This window comes from Arabiibacter massiliensis, assembly GCF_902386925.1.
GTDB lineage: Bacteria > Actinomycetota > Coriobacteriia > Coriobacteriales > Eggerthellaceae > Arabiibacter > Arabiibacter massiliensis.
The window spans coordinates 2,199,385-2,215,911 of the sequence record NZ_LR698996.1; the positions used below are offsets into that span (position 1 = coordinate 2,199,385).

Below are 16,527 nucleotides of genomic sequence, written 5' to 3' on the forward strand. Positions count from 1 at the left end.
TCGCGCCTTGTCCCGAGGGAACCTTGAATCCTCCGCTGAACCGCCGCTTTTCGCCGATGGTCGTCGAAATGATCCCCCGCGGTTACGTTTCACCGGCGAAAGCGCGCCGCTGGCCGCGTGCGTTCGCGAAAAATCCACGGCGTGCGGCCGGAGGGTGCCGGGGCGGACGGATGCGGAAGGGCCGCGAACGGTCAGCGTGCGGGCAGCACCGCAGCGCGGGCCGAGGAGAACATCGTGGCGCGGGCCCACCAGCCGCGCGCCTGCGCCTGGGCCGCGACGCGCGCGGCGGCGTCGAACGACGGGCAGCACGCGAACACCGCCGAGCCGCTGCCGGACATGAGCGCCTGCTCCACGTCCGGCGACGCCTCCGCCCACGCGCGCACGTCTGCCAGCACGGGCAGCAGCTCCTCGGACGCTTGCACCAGGTTGTTGCGCAGCGGCACGTCGGCGGCGTCGCGCGCGGCGAGGGCGGCTTCGCGATCGGCATCGGGAATGCGCACGGGGTCGGCGTCGAAGGCGCGGTAGGCCGCGGCGGTGGACACGCCCCCCTCGGGCTTGACGAGGGCGACGCAGGAGGTCATGGGCGCGAGCTCGTGGTCGAACACGTCGCCGACGCCCGTGAGGCACGCGCACCCGCCGTGCAGGAAGAACGCCACGTCGGCACCGAGCGAGCGGGCCGCCTCCTCGATGCGCGGGTCGTCGGCGGCAAGGCCCCACAGGCGCGCCGCCCCCACGAGCGCGGCGGCGGCATCGGACGAGCCGCCGCCGAGGCCGGCTTGGGAGGGGATGTGCTTCTCCACGTGCACGGCCACGCCCTCGGCGGCGTCGCGGCCGGTCAGGCGGGCGAGCAGGCGGATGGCCTTCGTCACGATGTTGTCCTCGGGCGCCACGTCGAGCGGAGCCGTTCCCTCGCACGCGCGGCAGGTCAGCTGGATGGAGAGCCCCTCGCCCCGTCCCGGCGTGCGGCGCATGAGCAGCGTATCGTGAAGCGCGAGCGCGTGCATGATGCTGACGGCCTCGTGGTAGCCGTCGGGGCGCTTCCCGCCGATGTCGAGGAACAGGTTCACCTTGGCGGGCGCGACGACGCGGATGGCCCCCGGCACGCGGAACGCGGACGTCTCCACCTGCTGGGCTACGCGGGCCACGTCGAGCATATCCACGAGGCAGGGGTCGTCGGTCTCGCGGCCCAGGCGGGGGGTTTCGGCAGCGTGTTCGTTGGTCATGAGGCTTCCGTTCGCTTCTTCCTCCTGCGCGCGAAGAAGCTGCGCAGGAGCTCGGCGCACTCGTCGCCGAGGATGTGGGGGGTGGTTTCGAAGGTGTGGTTGAGGCGCTCGTCGGCATGGATGGCGTACAGCGTGCCGAGCGCGCCGGCCTTCGGGTCGGCCGCGCCGTACACGCAGCGGTCGATGCGCGCCTGGTGCATGAGGCCGGCGCACATGATGCACGGCTCGAGCGTCACGTACACGGTGCAGCCGGTGAGACGCCACGCGTCCAGTTCGGAGGCCGCCTGCTTCATGGCCAGGAACTCGGCGTGACCGGCGGGATCCTTCGTCGTCTCGCGCAGGTTGCACGCGCGCGCGATGACGCGCGGCTCGGCGAGCGGGCGGCGCGTGGCGGGATCGATGGGCTCGTACACCACGACCGCGCCGATGGGCACTTCGCCCAGCTGCTCGGCCCGGCGCGCCTCGTCGATCGCCATGCGCATGTAGTCTTCGTCAGTCATGCCGCCTATTATATGGTATCCTTTGAGGCGTTCGGGCCCGTCCGCGCGAAATGCGCATCGCGACCGAATGTTTCACGTGAAACATTCGCTCCTCAGCAGCCCGAACGTCCATCTTGAAGCGGAGGCGTGGCCGAGTGGTTGAAGGCGGCAGTCTTGAAAACTGTTAAGCCGCAAGGCTTCGTGGGTTCAAATCCTACCGCCTCCGCCATTATCTTTCCTGTTCAAAAGCATGTTTTCTAGAGAACCAGCAATTTGCCACGACAAGAACTTTAGTTCGTTTTGAGAGCTAAAATGCCCTAAGATGGCACACGATGGCACGAGGCATTGGCCCAGATTTTGCGTATGGACAGAGGCAAAGAGCCGCAAGCATCGACCAGAACACGAGAAGGTTCACACCCATTCTGAGGGCGCTATAATAACTTGGAGCTGCTAGCAAGACGACGAGGAAGTAGGCGACAAGAAGGAAGGGTGCGCCTGCGGGGTACGCTCGAGGACAGGATCTGGCTATCGTGACCCCATTCCGGTACGGAAGGCCGTGCACCGGGCCGAGGCCTTCTCCTGACGTGGCCTTTGAAAATAGGTTCGGCAAAGCTAGTGCGGAAAACGCAAATCTCCGGCAGAAAGAACAAGAGAGGCGAGACAAACATGAACGATTCGGAACACAAAACCTCCGACAGACTCATAAAAAAGTCTCGTGAGGCATTTGTTCTTGCCGTGGAGCTATATAACCGTCCCAGTATACGATATCGCGTCGAGGGTTGCGCATTCTTCTTATGCAATGCTTGGGAGCTGATGCTTAAGGCGAAGCTGATTAAGGATAAAGGGCTGCCATTCATCTATTACAAAGACAATCCCAGTAGAACGAAAAATTTGGAGCAATGCATAGCACTTGTGTTTACCAATGCCAAAGACCCGCTCCGGCGAAATCTTGAATCTATAATCAGATTGAGGAATACGAGCACGCATTTCATCGTTGAAGAGTACGAGCAAGTGTATGCCGGGCTATTCCAATCTTGCGTTACAAACTTCGACGAAAAGCTCTTTGAATTCCACGGCGTACGTATAAGCGACGACATTCCCCGCAACTTCCTTATGCTGTCGATGTCTGCGAATCCAACCACCCCTGACATAATCAGGGCTAAATACTCTCCTGAAGTTGCCGAGAAGTTTCTATTCGACGAAAACGAAGTCATTCAGGAGCAGATTATCCAGTCGAATCAGAGATTCTGTTCCGTCGTAAGAACCGAGCTCGTAGTGGTCAAGGATCCGAAGAAAGCGGATTTTGCCATAGTGCCCGATCCCAGCGCATCATCAAGCGTTCGGGTGGCTAAGGTTCTCCAAGACCCGCATAACACTCACCCTCTATCTGTCGGCAAAGTCGTAGATCACGTGAACAAACGGCTGAGTAAGGACGGAATTTGCCTCATGGCAAACGGCGAATCCAAAAAGTTCACTACCAATGACTGGAAACTTTTCATGAATTTCTACGCGATCAAAGAGAACCCGGCCTATGCGTATCGTCACGTTATTGGGAGAAGCGAGCATTATACGTACTCGATGCGCGTGGTCGATTTCATTTTGAATGAAATATCGAGTAACCCATGTGGAGTGGTGGACGATTTGAAAAGAGCGCTTAAACGAAGAAGCGAGGCGACCCCAGGGGCAAAGGAATTCTAAGCGTTTCCGCCTACTCCCATTCGGGAACCCAGCACTGATCCTTCTCGAGTAGCCTCGCAATGAAAATGATAGCACGCATGTTTGAAGAAATGAAGCAGAACTTCTCGTCACAGCTAGGATTGACACCTGTTCGAAAAAGTTCGGGAAAGTTTGAAAAAGTTCAATTACAAAAAGCTGCAAGACAACCGTCGGTTTGAATGCTTCGCGGAGGGGCCTTCCCTTTCCGAAGGGCTCGGGAGTAGATGACGGCCACGGCGGTGGCGGCGATGAATAGGGTGTGGGCAAAGCCGGCAGCGTAAGCCTGCGGCGGGAAAGCCCGAGGCCGTCTCGCCGCAGGTTGTCATCCTGAGCGGAGCGCGTCAGCGCGGAGTCGAAGGATGACAAAGGAACTGCGGACGCCTAGCGTTCGGACATGGGGATGTAGTCGCGCTTGCCTTTGCGCACGGACTTGTATGCGGGGCGGATGATGCGCTTGCCGGAGACGATCTCCTCGAAGCGGTGCGCGGCCCAGCCGGACATGCGCGCGCACGCGAACAGCGGCGTGAACAGGTCCTCGGGAATGCCCATCATCGAGTACACGAAGCCGGAGTACATGTCGATGTTCGCGCACATGTCCTTGCTCGTGCCCTTCTCGCGCAGGATGACCTCGGGGGCCAGGCGCTCGATGGACTTGAGCAGGTTGAACTCGGCCTCGAACTCGGTGCCGGCGGCCAGCTTCTCGGCGTAGCGCTTGCAGATGATGGCGCGCGGGTCGCTCTTCGTGTACACCGCATGGCCCATGCCGTACACGAGGCCCGTCTGGTCGAACGCCTCCTTGCGCACGATCTTGGCCAGGTAGTCGGCCACCTCGCCCTCGTCGCCCCAGTTCCTCACGTTCTGCTTCACGTCCTGCTGCATGGCGAGCACCTGATGGTTCGCGCCGCCGTGCTTCCAGCCCTTGAGCGCGCCGATGGCGGCCGCGTACGTGGAGTACGGATCAGTGTCGGCCGAGGTGAGCACGCGCGTGGTGAACGTGGAGTTGTTGCCGCCGCCGTGCTCGGCGTGCAGACACAGCATGATGTCGAGCATGCGCGCCTCGTCGACGGTGAACTGGCGGTCGGGGCGCAGCATGGACAGGATGGTCTCGGCCGTGGACTGGCCCGGGACGAAGCGGTGCATGATCATGGAGCCGTTGTCGAAGCGCGCGCGCTTGGCGTAGTACGTCAGCACCATGATGCGCGGCAGGCGCGAGATGAGCGAGATGGCGGTGCTCACCTCGTGATGCGCCGAGCGGTCCTCGGCCTCGGCGTCGTAGGCGTACAGCAGCAGGATGCAGCGCTGCAGCATGTTCATGATGTCGGGCGGGGTGTCGCGCATGATCATGGACGCAGTGAAGCCGTCGGGCAGCTCGCGCTCGGCGTCGAGCGCGGCGACGAAGCGGTCGAGCTGGTCCTGCGTGGGCAGCTCGCCCATGAGCAGCAGGTACGCCACTTCCTCGTAGTTGAAGCGGCGGTCGGTGCCGTCGACGTCCAGCAGGTCGTACACGTCGTAGCCGCGATAGCGCAGAAGGCCGTCGTCGGGCGTCTTCTCGCCGTCGGACACGACGTAGCCGTGCACGTTCGCGATGTTCGTGAGCCCGGCCACCACGCCCGTGCCGTCGGCGTTGCGCAGGCCCCGCTTCACGTCGTGCTGCTCGTACTTGGCGGGGTCGATCGAATTGATCGCTTTGAAGTTCTCGAACAGGGCGATCTGCTTTTCGTCAATCATCGCGCATCCTTCCTGCCGCATGGCGCGGCCCCTTCTTCGATACAAGCATACCCGGCCGCCCCCTGAGATATGCGGCCCCCGGTGGTATGGATGGGTTGGAATACGACTTGCAGTCTTTAGCATGATAAAGCGCTTACACGTGCGAGGCAATGCGTCGCGGGCGTTTCGCCGACGAAAACCATACGCGAGGCGGCGCGGCGGGCGGGCCTCGGCGGGCGGGTGCGAAGCGGGGCGGTTCCCGTTGGGCGACGGTTCGGCGACAGCGTCCCCGGCGCAGGAGCCGGCCGCTAGAATGGGCCTCCCGATCGCGCGGCGCCGGGCTTCCGGCCGGACGCGCCCGCACGAGCGAAAGCGAGGAAGCGCCTTGATGGAAGCCCTGTTCACCCTGCTGGTAGAGAAACGCGACTGGTTTTGGGACCTGCTCGTGCAGCACGTCGCCATATCGCTGGCGGCCGTGCTGATGGCCGCCGTCATAGGCCTCGCGCTCGGCATCGCCATCGTGCAGTGGCGCCGGGGCGCCAAACCGGTGCTCGCGCTGGTGAACTTCGTGTACACCATCCCCTCCATCGCGCTGTTCGGCTTTTTGATCCCGGTGACGGGCATCGGCGATATCACCGCCATCGTGGCGCTCACCGTTTACGCGCTCTTGCCCATGGTGCGCAACACCTACACGGGCCTTACCACCATCGAGCCGGCCGTCGTGGAGGCGGCGCGCGGCATGGGGTCGACCGACCGGCAGCTGCTCTACCGCGTGGAGCTGCCGCTGGCCGCGCCCGTCATCATGGGCGGCATCCGCAACATGGCCACCATGACCATCGCGCTGGCCGGCATCGCGTCGTTCATCGGCGCGGGCGGCCTGGGCGTGGCAATCTATCGCGGCATCACCACGAACAACCTGGCCATGACGCTGGCGGGAAGCGTGCTCATCGCCGTGCTGGCCATCGCGGTGGATCTGCTCCTGGGCCTGGCCGAGAAGCGCACGCGGAGGCATCTGGAGCCGTCGCGCGTCCGGCGGCGGAGGCGCGCGGCGGCTCCTGCGGCTGCGGGAGCGCCCGCGGCGGGAGCGACCGGGACGTTCACGCAGGCCGACGCCGACGCGCTGCTCGACGACGGCGAGGTGACGCACATGCCCGAGTTCCCCGACGCCGAAGGCCGCGAGGCCCGACGGCAGATCGCGAGCGCGCTCACGCCCCGGCGGCGCGGAGTGACCGTCGTCGCCCTGGTGGCGGCGCTCGCGCTGGTGGGAGCCGGGGCGTTCGCGTTCTCGCAACGCGACGCGGCGGGCGACGCGGCAGGCGGCAGCACCGTCACCATGGCCACCAAGCCCATGACCGAGCAGTACATCTTGAGCGAGATGCTGAAGACGCTCATCGAGCGCGACACGAACCTCACCGTGGACATCGTGCCGGGCATCGGCGGCGGCACGTACAACATCCACACCGGCATGGAGCGCAGCGACTTCGACATGTACCCCGAGTACACGGGCACGGCCTGGACCACGGTGCTCAAGCGCGACGAGCTCTACGACGAGTCGATGTTCGACGAGCTGGCGCAGGGTTACCACGACCAGTTTGGCTTCGAATGGGTGGGAAAGTACGGTTTCAACAACACGTTCGGCATCGCCGTGCGCAAGGACGTGGCCGAGCGCTACAACCTGCGCACCTACTCCGACCTGGCGAAGGTGGCGGGCGAGCTCACGTTCGGCGCGCAGCCCGACTTCTACGACCGCGAGGACGGCTACCCCGGACTGCAGGCCGCTTACGGCATGGACTTCGGCACCACCGCCGACATGGACATGAGCCTGAAGTTCCAGGCGCTGTTCGACGGGCAGGTGGACGCCATCACCATGTCCACCACCGACGGCCAGGTCACCGACGAGCGCCTCGTGGTGCTGGAGGACGACCGGCACTTCTACCCGTCGTACCAGTGCTGCAACGTGGTGCGCGAGGACACACTGCGGGAACATCCCGAGCTGCGCGACGAGCTGCTGAAGCTGGAGGGCGCCATCGCCGACGCCGACATGGCCGCCATGAACAGCCAGGTGGAGACGCAAGGGCGCGAGCCGAAGGACGTAGCCGACGCGTTTCTGGCCGAAAGGGGGCTGATCTAGCATGAGAAGCGAAAACGCGCAGACGCGCCGCGGGGGATCCTTCGACTCCGGCGGCTTCGCCGCCTCCGCTCAGGATGACAGGGGGTGCCGGGGCTTTGCCGCCTCCGCTCAGGATGACAGGGGGACCCGGGGCTTCGCCGCCTCCGCTCAGGATGACAGGAGGTGCCGGGGCTTCGCCGCCTCCGCTCAGGATGACATTCGCCCATCCTGTCATCCTGAGCGGAGCGCGCAGCGCGGAGTCGAAGGATCCCCCGCGGCGCCGGCCGGCGGCGCCCCAACGCCCGCCATCGAGTTCGATCACGTGTCCAAGCGGTTCGGGGACGCGACCGCCGTGGACGACGTGAGCCTGGCCGTGCCGGAGGGCGCGTTCGTCACGGTCATCGGCAGCTCCGGCTGCGGCAAGACGACGCTCCTCAAGACGGTGAACGCGCTGGTCATGCCCGACTCCGGCCGCGTGCTCGTGCATGGGCGCGCCACGGCCGACGTCGACCCCATCGAGCTGCGGCGCTCGGTGGGCTACGTCATCCAGGGCAGCGTGCTGTTCCCCCACCTCACCGTGGAGCAGAACATCGCCTTCGTCCCGAGCCTGCTCAACCGCGACGACCGCCGCCGCACCGAGGCAGCCGTGGACAAGTGGATGCGCCTCATCGGCCTGCCCCCGGAGCTGCGCGACCGCTACCCCGCCGAGCTTTCGGGCGGGCAGGCGCAGCGCGTCGGCATCGCCCGCGCGCTTGCCGCGAGCCCCGACATCCTGCTGATGGACGAGCCGTTCAGCGCCGTGGACGCCATCACGCGCGCCGGCCTGCGAGACGAGCTCAAGCGCATCCACCGGCAGACGGGCATCACCGTGCTGTTCGTGACGCACGACATCGACGAGGCGCTCGATCTGGGCGACAGGGTGCTGGCCATGGAAGCCGGCCGCGCCGTGCAGTACGCCCCGCCGCGCGAGGTGCTCGAGCGGCCCGCCACCGCGTTCGTGGAGCGCCTCGTCGCCCGCAAGCAGAGCGTGTACGCTCGCTAGCGCCCAGCCCCCGCCCACCCTTGCCTGATGTGCTCTTGATGTACATTTGAGCAGATCAGGTGGACATTTACGCAAAAAAGAGGCCGATCCGGAACCCGCTTGCGCGCCCTGAGCTATACTCGCGGCACAACGGTTACGCGAAAGGGTTCGATGGACAACATAGGCTATATCAACGTCGTCCTCGAAACCTTCGGAGCCCTCTTCTCGCTGCTGGTGGTCGTTTTCGTCTCGGTCGGCGAGCACGAGCCGGACAGATCGCGCGCGAGCCTCGTCCGACTGCTCGTCTGCAACGCGGCCGTGCTGCTGTGCGACGCCTGCTCCTGGCTGCTCGAGGGCAGCGCCGACCCCGTTGGGCGCACCCTCATGGAGCTGACCACGTTCGGCATGTTCTCCCTGTCGTACGTGAGGCTCGCCCTGTTCACCGATTACATCGCGGCGAGCATCGCCGCACGGGGGCAGAAGCCCCGGGCCGGCACCGTGCGCCTCATGTGGGCCGTCTGCGCGCTCGCCATCGCCTCGGTGGCGGTGTCGCTGCTCAACGGCATGTTCTACCGCATCGACGCCCAGGGCATGTACGTGCGCGGGCCCCTGATCGGCCTCTCGCACTGGTTCGGAGCGCTGTTCATCCTCATCAACGGCTGGCTGCTGGCGCGCTACCGCAAGGCCTTCACCGTGCACGAGCTGTTCGTGCTCGGCCTGTGCGTGATCCTGCCCGCCGTCGCCCTGGCCCTGCAGCAAGCTTTCTACGGCATCTCGTTCCTCAACATGGCGGCGACGCTCGTGGCCATCCTCCTGTACCTCGGCGTGCAGATGGAGCAGGAGCGCGCGATCCATCAGCAGACGCTTGAGCTGGAACGATGCCGCGCGCGCCTCGCCATGAGCCAGATCCATCCGAAGTTCCTGTTCCGCGCCCTCGACGCCATCCACGACCTGTGCGCGGCCGATCCGCCGGCGGCCAAGGAGGCGCTCCGGGAGCTGGCCGTCTACCTCCGGGCGAACACCGACGCGCTTTCCTGCACGCGCCCCGTGCCCCTTTCGCTCGAGCTCGCGCACGTGCGCTCCTACCTGGCCTTGGAACGTCGCTGCCTGGGCGATCGGCTGACCGTGGAGTACGCCGTCGACACGGAGGACTTCGCCGTGCCCGCGCTGTCGTTGCAGTTCCTCGTGGAACGGGCGGTGCAGCGCCGCTGCGTCGGCGAGGCCTCGCGCGGAAGCGTGCGCATCAGCGCTCAGGACGAGGGCCGCTCATGGCGGGCGAGCGTGCGCGACGTCGACGCCCTGCCCCTCCCCGGCGGCGATCCGATACCGCCCCCGGCGCAGACGGGCGATCCGAACGCCTTCACCCTGGAGGGCATGCGCACGTGGGTCGCCCTTCTGCAAGGAGGCACGCTCGAGACGGGCGATGTGCCCGGGGGAACCGTGTGCTCCATCGTCGTGCCCAAGGGAGGGGGCCGATGAGCGCCGCCGCCTCCCTCATCGTCGCCGTCGAAGCGTTCGGCGGCCTTCTTTCTTTCGTGCTGGCCGCGTGCCTGCTGCTGGTTCGCGGCCAGGACCGCCATGAGAACCGGCTCATCGTGTGCGCGTTCGTGCTGGGCGGGGCGGCGCAGCTGCTCGACATGACCGCATGGCTCGTGGAGGGCCGGCCCGGCCCGGTCGTGCACGCCGCGATGAACGCCACAGTGTTTTTCACGTACGCATGCGACTTCGCCTTCATGGGCGTGCTCGTGCAGTACCTGGCCTCCTACGTGGGCGCGCACGATCCGCGCGTCTCGGCGCGGCGCATCACGAAGATCTGCTGGTCGATGGTTGCCGCGATGATCGCTTTGCTCGTGCTGAACCAGTTCTTCCCCGTGTTCTACTCCTTCGACGAGCTGAACGTGTACCGCGAGACGGTGCTGTGGGAGGCGATATGCCAGGGTGCCCTGATGCTGTTCCCCGCGTACGGGCTGGCGGTGGCCGCGCGGAGCCGGCAGCTGCTCAACCCCTTCGTGGCAACCGTGCTCATCGCGGGGCCCCTCGTGATGATGGCGGTGCTCATCGGCCAGAACGTGGCGGGCGACCTGCCGCTGTCCTACCTCGCCGTCACCGTGTGCACGGTGCTGCTGTACCTGGGCGTGCAGCAGGAGCAGGCGCGCACGTTCGCAACCCGGCAGCTGGCCATCGAGCAGCATGAGACGAATTTGCTGATAAGCCAGATCAGGCCTCATTTCCTGTACAACGTCATCACCACCATCTACGGCTTGGTTGACGTTGATCCGCAGGTGGCACAGAATACGGTGAGGGAGTTCTCCGCGTTCCTCCGGGCCAACATGGACGCGCTCGCCTGCGACGGCCCCGTGCCCTTCGCGAAGGAGCTCTCCCACGTGCGCGCGTTCCTGGCGCTCGAGCGGCGGCGGTTCGGCGATCGCATCGTGGTGGTGGAGGACCTCGGCCCGACGGATTTCGCCATCCCGGCGCTCACCGTGCAGCCGCTCGTGGAGAACGCGGTGCGCCACGGCCTGACCGGGTGCGATACGACGCTCACCGTGCGCATCTCCACGCGCGAGCGTCCGGACGGCTACGAGGTGGAAGTGAGCGACGACGGCGCCGGGTTCGATCCCGCGCGCCTGACGGAGAGGGACGGGCGCACGCACGTGGGCCTTGAGAGCGTTCGAGAGCGCGTGACACGATTGGCCGGAGGGACGCTCGAGGTGAGCAGCAGCCCGCACAGGGGCGCGACCGCGCTTGTGCGGCTGCCCAAAACGCTGTCCGGCCTCGAAGGAGAGAAGAGAGAGGATCGTTGTGAGAATACTTGCCATGGATGACGAGCCGATGGCGCTACGCGCGCTTGAGCAGGCTCTGAGGAGCGCGGTTCCGGACGCGGAGATCGCGTGCTGCACCACCTCGAACGAGGCGATCGCGCTTGCCGAGCGCAGCCCCCTCGATGTCGCGTTCCTTGATATCGAGACCGACCAACTCGGCGGCATCGAGCTGGCGCGCCGCCTCAAGGAGATCGACGCGCGCACGGGCATCGTGTTCGCCACCGCCTACTCGCAGTACGCGGTGGAGGCCTTCTCGCTCCACGCGTCGGGCTACCTGCTCAAGCCCATCACCGCCGAGGCCGTGGCGAAGGAGCTGCGCCACCTGGGCGCGCCGATCGCCCCGGTACCGCGACAGGCGCTTCTGTGCATCAAGACGTTCGGCAACTTCGAGGTGCTGCACAACGGCCGGCCCCTGTCGTTCCCGCGCAGCAAGGCGAAGGAGATGCTCGCGTACCTCGTGCACAAGCGCGGAACCGGCTGCACCGTGAGGGAGCTGGCCTCCGTGCTCTTCGAGGATCGCGCGTACACGCTCTCCATCCAGCGGCAGATGCAGACCATCAAGTCGACCCTGAACAGCACGCTGAAGAGCGTCGGCGCGCAGGATGTGATCGTGAAGAACTACAACAGCCTGGCGATCGACGTGAACGCGGTCGATTGCGACTACTACCGTTTCCTCGAGGGCGACCCGGCCGCCGTCAACGCCTACGCCGGCGAGTACCTCTCGAACTACAGCTGGGCCGAGTTCGTCGTAGGCTACCTAGACCGCCGCATGCACTGAGGGGTGGGGGGTCGAACGGGCCGCTCAACGTGCGATTGCTGCGGCGGCGTCGATGGCCGAGAGGTTGAGGTCGACGAAGCGAGGCTTCACGCATTCGGCGATGGCGCGGCGCAGATCGTCGAGGCCCAGCGGGATGGCGCCGGTTTGCAGGGCGCTGGCCAGGAGCACGGTGTTGAGCACTTTGCGGCCGCCCGCTTGGGAGCAGAGCGCGGCGTCGTTCACGGTGACGAGGCGCTGGTTGGGCGCGAGGGCGTTTTTGACGCTGGCGAGCACGTCGGCGGCGCGGTAGGGACGCTCCGACAATGCGACGGTCACGGGCTGGATGGCCATGGTGGCCGTGACCAGCGTGCCGGTGGGCGCGAGGAAGGGCAGCACGCGCGCGGCCTCGGCGGGCTCGAACGCCACCACGAGGTCGGCCGTGCCGCGCGCGACGAGCGGCGCGAGCACGTCTTCGCCGCCGTCGCCCATGCGCACGTGCGACACCACGTTGCCGCCGCGCTGCGCCATGCCGATGGTCTCGGCCGTGCGCACCTGCCAGCCCTTGTCCTGCGCGGCCTGGGCCAGCACCTTCGCGGCCAGCACGGTGCCCTGCCCGCCCACGCCCGTCAGCAGCACGTTAAGCATGGGAGCCTCCTTCCGCCGGCGAAGCGCTTGGCGATGTTTCACGTGAAACATTTGTTCCACTGGCATCCTGAGCTGAGGCGCCGCGCGCCGGCTCTCCCCCGTCATCCTGAGCGGAGGCGCCGCGCGCCGGCCCCTTGTCATCCTGAGCGGAGGCGCCGCGCGCCGGCCCCTTGTCATCCTGAGCGGAGGCGCGCAGCGCCGGAGTCGAAGGATCCCGTTTGGCGTCAGCAGGAAGCGTCACGGCTGACGCCGCGCGGGATCCTTCGACTCGCTTCGCTCGCTCAGGATGACAAGAGGGGGGCTGCGCTCGCTCAGGATGACAAACCGCGAGCGCGTCGAAGGGGCACACCTGCGTGCACAGGGCGCAGCCGTTGCAGAGGGTGGGGTCGACGAAGGCCTGGCCGCGCTCCTTGCTGCGCGGGCCGCGGGCGTCGGGGTCGAAGCCGATGGCGGGGCAGCCGATCTCGGTGATGCACTTCTTGCAGCCGGTGCACGCGTCCGCGTCGACGGCCGCCGGCTCATCCGGGCGCACCAGCTGGACGCAGGGGCTCTCGAACAGGATGGCGCTCGGGCCCTCGAACGCGATGGCCTCGCGCGCGGCCTCTATCGACGCGTCCAGGTTCAGCGGGTCGGCGTGCACGATGCACTCCACGCCGAGCGCTTCCAGCACGCGCTCGATGGAGATGGGCGTGCGCTTCGGCCCCATGAGCGTGAAGCCGGTGCCGGGGTGCGGCTGCGAGCCGGTCATAGCCGTGGTCGCGTTGTCCAGCACGCACACTGTGATATCATGACCATTATACACAGCATTAGCGATCCCGGTGAGGCCGCTCGCGAAGAACGTCGAGTCGCCCACGAATGCGACCGTCTTCTTGTGCGGCTCGGCCACGGCGAATCCCTGCGCCATCGTGATGCCCGCGCCCATGCACAGGCACGTGTCCACGGCGTCGAGCGGCTTGGCGTTGCCCAGCGTGTAGCAGCCGATGTCGCCGCAGAGCACCGCCGGGGCCTTCCCCAGCGCGCGCTTCACGGCGTAGAAGCTGCCGCGGTGCGGGCATCCGGCGCACAGCACCGGCGGGCGCACGGGCAGCGGCTCGTCGGTGCCGGATGTTTCACGTGAAACATCCGTTCGTGAACAGGGGATTCCCAAGAATTTCGCGATGCGCTCGGCGATGTCGTCCACGTCGTTCTCGCCGCGGTCGCGCGCGTCGCCGGTGAGCTTGCCGCGCACCTCGAAGGCCGCGTGCATGCGGCCGGCGAAGCGCAGCAGCTCGTCTTCCAGCACGTGGTCGAGCTCTTCCAGCACGAGGATCTGCTCAAGGCCATCCGCGAACCGCGCGGCCGTCTCCGTCGGGAACGGGTACGGCGTGCCCACCTGCCAGAAGCGGTAGGCCGGCAGCTCGCCCGCGCGCTCCTCCAGCATGCGCAGCGCCTCGCGCGCGTAGGCCGCCGACACGCCGCCTGCAACGATGCCGAGCCGGGGCGCGGCGCCGTGCTCTTCAATCGGGTTGAACGCGGCCAGCTCAGGCCCGACGGCGAAGTCGTGGGCGATGGCGCGCAGACGGTCGTTGATCTCGCCGTGGGCCTCGAAGGCGCGGCGCGGGAAGATAACCCACTTAGGATCGCGCTCGAAGCCCTCGGGCGGCACCGGCAGCGCGTCGGTAGCGTCCGCCACGTCGAAGAACGTGGACGCGTGGTTGATGCGCGTGGTCGGCCGCACGATGACGGGCGTGCGGTAACGCTCGGACAGGTCGAAGGCGGCCTGCATCATGGCGAAGCCCTCGTCGGGCGTGGACGGATCGAGCACGGGCAGCTTCGCGAACGAGGCGAAGCGGCGCGTGTCCTGCTCGGTCTGCGACGAGATGGGGCCGGGGTCGTCGGCCACGAACAGCACGAGGCCGCCCTTCACGCCCACGTAGTTCAGGCTCATCAGCGCGTCGGACGCCACGTTCAGCCCCACCTGCTTGCAGGTGAAGAGGCAGCGCGCGCCGGCGTACGACGCGCCGGCCAGAAGCTCGAGCGCCGCCTTCTCATTGGTGGACCACTCCACGTGCACCCCGCGCGCCGCGCCGGCCGCGTGCAGCTTCGCCACCGTCTCGATGAGCTCGGACGACGGCGTGCCGGGGTACCCCGCCACCACGCGCACGCCCGCCTCCAGCGCCGCATGCGCGAACGCCTCGTTCCCCATCAGCAGCTTCTTCGCCATATGCCTCTCGCCTGCCCTTGCCCGAACGGATGTTTCACGTGAAACATCCGGCGTTTACGTTGAGGGCTCCATGATAGCGCAAGCGCGGGCGCGCCGGCCGCGATCCTACAGCAACGGCTTGATCCGGAAGGCCGCCGCCTCGCCGGGCCGCATGCTGAGCACGAACAGCGGGTCGAACTCGTCTGGACGCAAAGCCGTCATCGTCGGGAAACCGCCTCCTTGCTTCCAATATGCCGGAGACGCGCATCATGTTGCAACGATTTGTGAAAAAACACGCACCCGCGCAGAATTCGCATGCGGAGGCGCGTGAAAGCGCACAAATGTTTCATGTGAAACATCGGAGGAGTGCTCACTGATCATGCCGCCTCCGCACAAAAATCCTTTCCCGTCGAGGATTTTTGTGTCGAGCGGGGGCGATTAGCGTGCAGCGAGGTTGCGGTCCGTTAAACGGGGAATCAGGACGGATGTTTCACGTGAAACGCTGCGGGCCGTGGGGGTGCCCGCTCAGGCGTCTTCCTGCAGGCTCGGGGGCTTGCGGTGGCGGGCGAAGGCGACGAACAGCACGAGGGCCGCGAGCGGGCACAGGGTGAAGCACGCGTACATGCCGCCGTAGCCGATGGCGGCCGCTGCCAGGCCCGATGCGAGCGAGCCCGCGCCGATGCCGCTGTCGAAGCCGGTGAGGTAGGTAGCGTTCGCCGCGCCGCGGCGCTCGGGCGGCACATCGGCCACGGCCATGGCCTGCAGCGTGGAGTTGCACGCGGCGAACCCCGCGCCGAACAGGAACGCCACCAGCATGAACAGCGCGAGCGTGTCGGCAACCGCCAGCAGCGCAAGCGCCGAGGCCAGCACCGCGAGGCCGGGAACGATGACGAAGCCGTACCCCTTACGGTCCACCACCTTCCCCAGCAGCGGCCGCGACAGGGCGACCGCCGCCGCGTACGCGGGGAAGAACAGGCCGATGCCCTCCACGCCGCGCGCGGCCGCATGCAGCGCCAGGAACGTGACGAGCGCCCCGTAGCACGCCGACAGGCAGAACATGATGGCGCTCGGCAGCACCGACCGGCGCTCGAACAGCCCGCGCAGGCTGAACGTCACCGCGCGGCGCGGCACCGGCCGGTAGCGCAGCACGAGGGCGACGGCGAACGCGCAGACGAGCGCGCCCACCGTGAGCGCCGTCACCGGGGCGATGCCGCCGCCCTCGAACAGCCCCAGCGCGAAACCGGGCGCGAGGGCGAGCGCCAGGCTGGCCGACAGCGCGAACAACCCCATCCCCTCGCCGAAGCGGCGCGGCGGGATGACGTCGCTCGCCACCGTCTGGCTGGACGTGCTGGTGATTCCCCAGGCCAGGCCATGGACGAACCGCACGGCCAGCACGGCCCCGACCACCGGGAAGAACGCGTACGTCGCCGAGGCGAGCGCCATGAACGCGATGCCGAACAGGAACACGCCCTTGCGCCCGAACGCGTCCAGCACCACCCCGCAGAACGGACGCACCAAAAGCGCGGCGACGGTGGTGATGGCCGTGACCCAGCCCAGCTCCGCGTCGGTGGCGCCCAGGCCCTGCAGGTGCACCGGCAGCACGAACGGCAGCGTCTGCCAGCTGGCGAACAGGAGGAAGTTCACGAGGGTGATGAGCAGGAAGTCCCTCGTCCACAGCGTCGTCTTCGGTTCGCCTTCCCCCATCGGGTCCGCCCGCCTCCTTCTCGATGGCCCGCGAAAGCGCACAGATGTTTCACGTGAAACATCGCAGCGCACGCCAGCCGGAACGCCTTCAGTTGGCACCGCGCGGGATCCTTCGACTCGCTGCGCTCGCTCGGGATGACAAGGGGGGCGCTGCGCTCGCT

12 protein-coding genes and 1 tRNA gene are annotated in these 16,527 nt (G+C 66.7%); 7 read left to right on the forward strand and 6 right to left on the reverse strand.

Annotated elements, in window-relative coordinates:
- Positions 1-191 precede the first annotated feature (191 nt).
- A complete protein-coding gene (gene ispE / locus FX134_RS09370; protein ID WP_232050893.1) occupies positions 192-1,223 on the reverse strand; it encodes a 4-(cytidine 5'-diphospho)-2-C-methyl-D-erythritol kinase in 1,032 nt (343 codons plus the stop codon).
- Positions 1,220-1,723, reverse strand: a complete 504-nt coding sequence (locus FX134_RS09375; RefSeq protein ID WP_080800886.1) for a nucleoside deaminase — start codon at positions 1,721-1,723, stop codon at positions 1,220-1,222. The genes ispE and FX134_RS09375 overlap by 4 nt, the downstream gene beginning before the upstream one ends.
- Before the next feature lie 120 nt (positions 1,724-1,843).
- Between FX134_RS09375 and FX134_RS09380 the strand changes: the two genes are divergently transcribed.
- Positions 1,844-1,931, forward strand: a tRNA-Ser gene (locus FX134_RS09380).
- Between the two features lie 437 nt (positions 1,932-2,368).
- On the forward strand, positions 2,369-3,400 hold the full coding sequence (locus FX134_RS09385) for a DUF3644 domain-containing protein (protein ID WP_080800888.1): 1,032 nt from the start codon (positions 2,369-2,371) through the stop codon (positions 3,398-3,400).
- A gap of 399 nt (positions 3,401-3,799) precedes the next feature.
- On the opposite strand, the gene FX134_RS09390 is transcribed toward FX134_RS09385, so the two are convergent.
- Entirely contained in the window at positions 3,800-5,146 is a 1,347-nt protein-coding gene (locus FX134_RS09390; protein ID WP_080800890.1) for a citrate/2-methylcitrate synthase, read from the reverse strand.
- A gap of 367 nt (positions 5,147-5,513) precedes the next feature.
- Between FX134_RS09390 and FX134_RS14805 the strand changes: the two genes are divergently transcribed.
- The 5 genes from FX134_RS14805 to FX134_RS09420 all read left to right on the forward strand — a co-directional run bounded on the left by FX134_RS14805 (position 5,514) and on the right by FX134_RS09420 (position 11,856).
- Complete coding sequence (locus FX134_RS14805) at positions 5,514-7,256, forward strand: ABC transporter permease/substrate-binding protein (protein ID WP_232050894.1); 1,743 nt, start codon at positions 5,514-5,516, stop codon at positions 7,254-7,256.
- A 301-nt stretch (positions 7,257-7,557) separates the two neighbouring features.
- Positions 7,558-8,277 carry an ATP-binding cassette domain-containing protein gene (locus tag FX134_RS09405; RefSeq protein ID WP_232050895.1) on the forward strand — a complete coding sequence of 240 codons (720 nt, stop codon included), beginning with the start codon at positions 7,558-7,560 and terminating at the stop codon, positions 8,275-8,277.
- Positions 8,278-8,427: 150 nt separating this feature from the next.
- Entirely contained in the window at positions 8,428-9,735 is a 1,308-nt protein-coding gene (locus tag FX134_RS09410; protein WP_080800893.1) for a sensor histidine kinase, read from the forward strand.
- Positions 9,732-11,081 (forward strand): sensor histidine kinase, encoded by a 1,350-nt coding sequence (locus FX134_RS09415; RefSeq protein ID WP_087881557.1) that lies wholly within the window; start codon positions 9,732-9,734, stop codon positions 11,079-11,081. Before FX134_RS09410 ends, FX134_RS09415 begins: the two co-directional genes overlap by 4 nt.
- Complete coding sequence (locus FX134_RS09420; protein ID WP_080800901.1) at positions 11,074-11,856, forward strand: response regulator; 783 nt, start codon at positions 11,074-11,076, stop codon at positions 11,854-11,856. The genes FX134_RS09415 and FX134_RS09420 overlap by 8 nt, the downstream gene beginning before the upstream one ends.
- 24 nt (positions 11,857-11,880) lie before the next feature.
- On the opposite strand, the gene FX134_RS09425 is transcribed toward FX134_RS09420, so the two are convergent.
- The 3 genes from FX134_RS09425 to FX134_RS09435 form a co-directional block, all read right to left on the reverse strand.
- Complete coding sequence (locus tag FX134_RS09425; protein ID WP_080800906.1) at positions 11,881-12,480, reverse strand: indolepyruvate oxidoreductase subunit beta; 600 nt, start codon at positions 12,478-12,480, stop codon at positions 11,881-11,883.
- On the reverse strand, positions 12,473-14,683 hold the full coding sequence (iorA, locus tag FX134_RS09430; RefSeq protein WP_232050896.1) for an indolepyruvate ferredoxin oxidoreductase subunit alpha: 2,211 nt from the start codon (positions 14,681-14,683) through the stop codon (positions 12,473-12,475). The genes FX134_RS09425 and iorA overlap by 8 nt, the downstream gene beginning before the upstream one ends.
- 504 nt (positions 14,684-15,187) lie before the next feature.
- Positions 15,188-16,366 (reverse strand): MFS transporter, encoded by a 1,179-nt coding sequence (locus tag FX134_RS09435; protein ID WP_080800909.1) that lies wholly within the window; start codon positions 16,364-16,366, stop codon positions 15,188-15,190.
- Positions 16,367-16,527 lie beyond the last annotated feature (161 nt).

What these genes read in the sequence shown, in the direction of transcription:
- ispE (WP_232050893.1), bottom strand. Translation starts at nt 1,223, where the DNA reads ATGACCAACGAACACGCTGCCGAAACCCCCCGCCTGGGCCGCGAGACC.
- FX134_RS09375 (WP_080800886.1), bottom strand. Translation starts at nt 1,723, where the DNA reads ATGACTGACGAAGACTACATGCGCATGGCGATCGACGAGGCGCGCCGG.
- FX134_RS09385 (WP_080800888.1), top strand. Translation starts at nt 2,369, where the DNA reads ATGAACGATTCGGAACACAAAACCTCCGACAGACTCATAAAAAAGTCT.
- FX134_RS09390 (WP_080800890.1), bottom strand. Translation starts at nt 5,146, where the DNA reads ATGATTGACGAAAAGCAGATCGCCCTGTTCGAGAACTTCAAAGCGATC.
- FX134_RS14805 (WP_232050894.1), top strand. Translation starts at nt 5,514, where the DNA reads ATGGAAGCCCTGTTCACCCTGCTGGTAGAGAAACGCGACTGGTTTTGG.
- FX134_RS09410 (WP_080800893.1), top strand. Translation starts at nt 8,428, where the DNA reads ATGGACAACATAGGCTATATCAACGTCGTCCTCGAAACCTTCGGAGCC.
- FX134_RS09415 (WP_087881557.1), top strand. Translation starts at nt 9,732, where the DNA reads ATGAGCGCCGCCGCCTCCCTCATCGTCGCCGTCGAAGCGTTCGGCGGC.
- FX134_RS09420 (WP_080800901.1), top strand. Translation starts at nt 11,074, where the DNA reads ATGGATGACGAGCCGATGGCGCTACGCGCGCTTGAGCAGGCTCTGAGG.
- FX134_RS09425 (WP_080800906.1), bottom strand. Translation starts at nt 12,480, where the DNA reads ATGCTTAACGTGCTGCTGACGGGCGTGGGCGGGCAGGGCACCGTGCTG.
- iorA (WP_232050896.1), bottom strand. Translation starts at nt 14,683, where the DNA reads ATGGCGAAGAAGCTGCTGATGGGGAACGAGGCGTTCGCGCATGCGGCG.
- FX134_RS09435 (WP_080800909.1), bottom strand. Translation starts at nt 16,366, where the DNA reads ATGGGGGAAGGCGAACCGAAGACGACGCTGTGGACGAGGGACTTCCTG.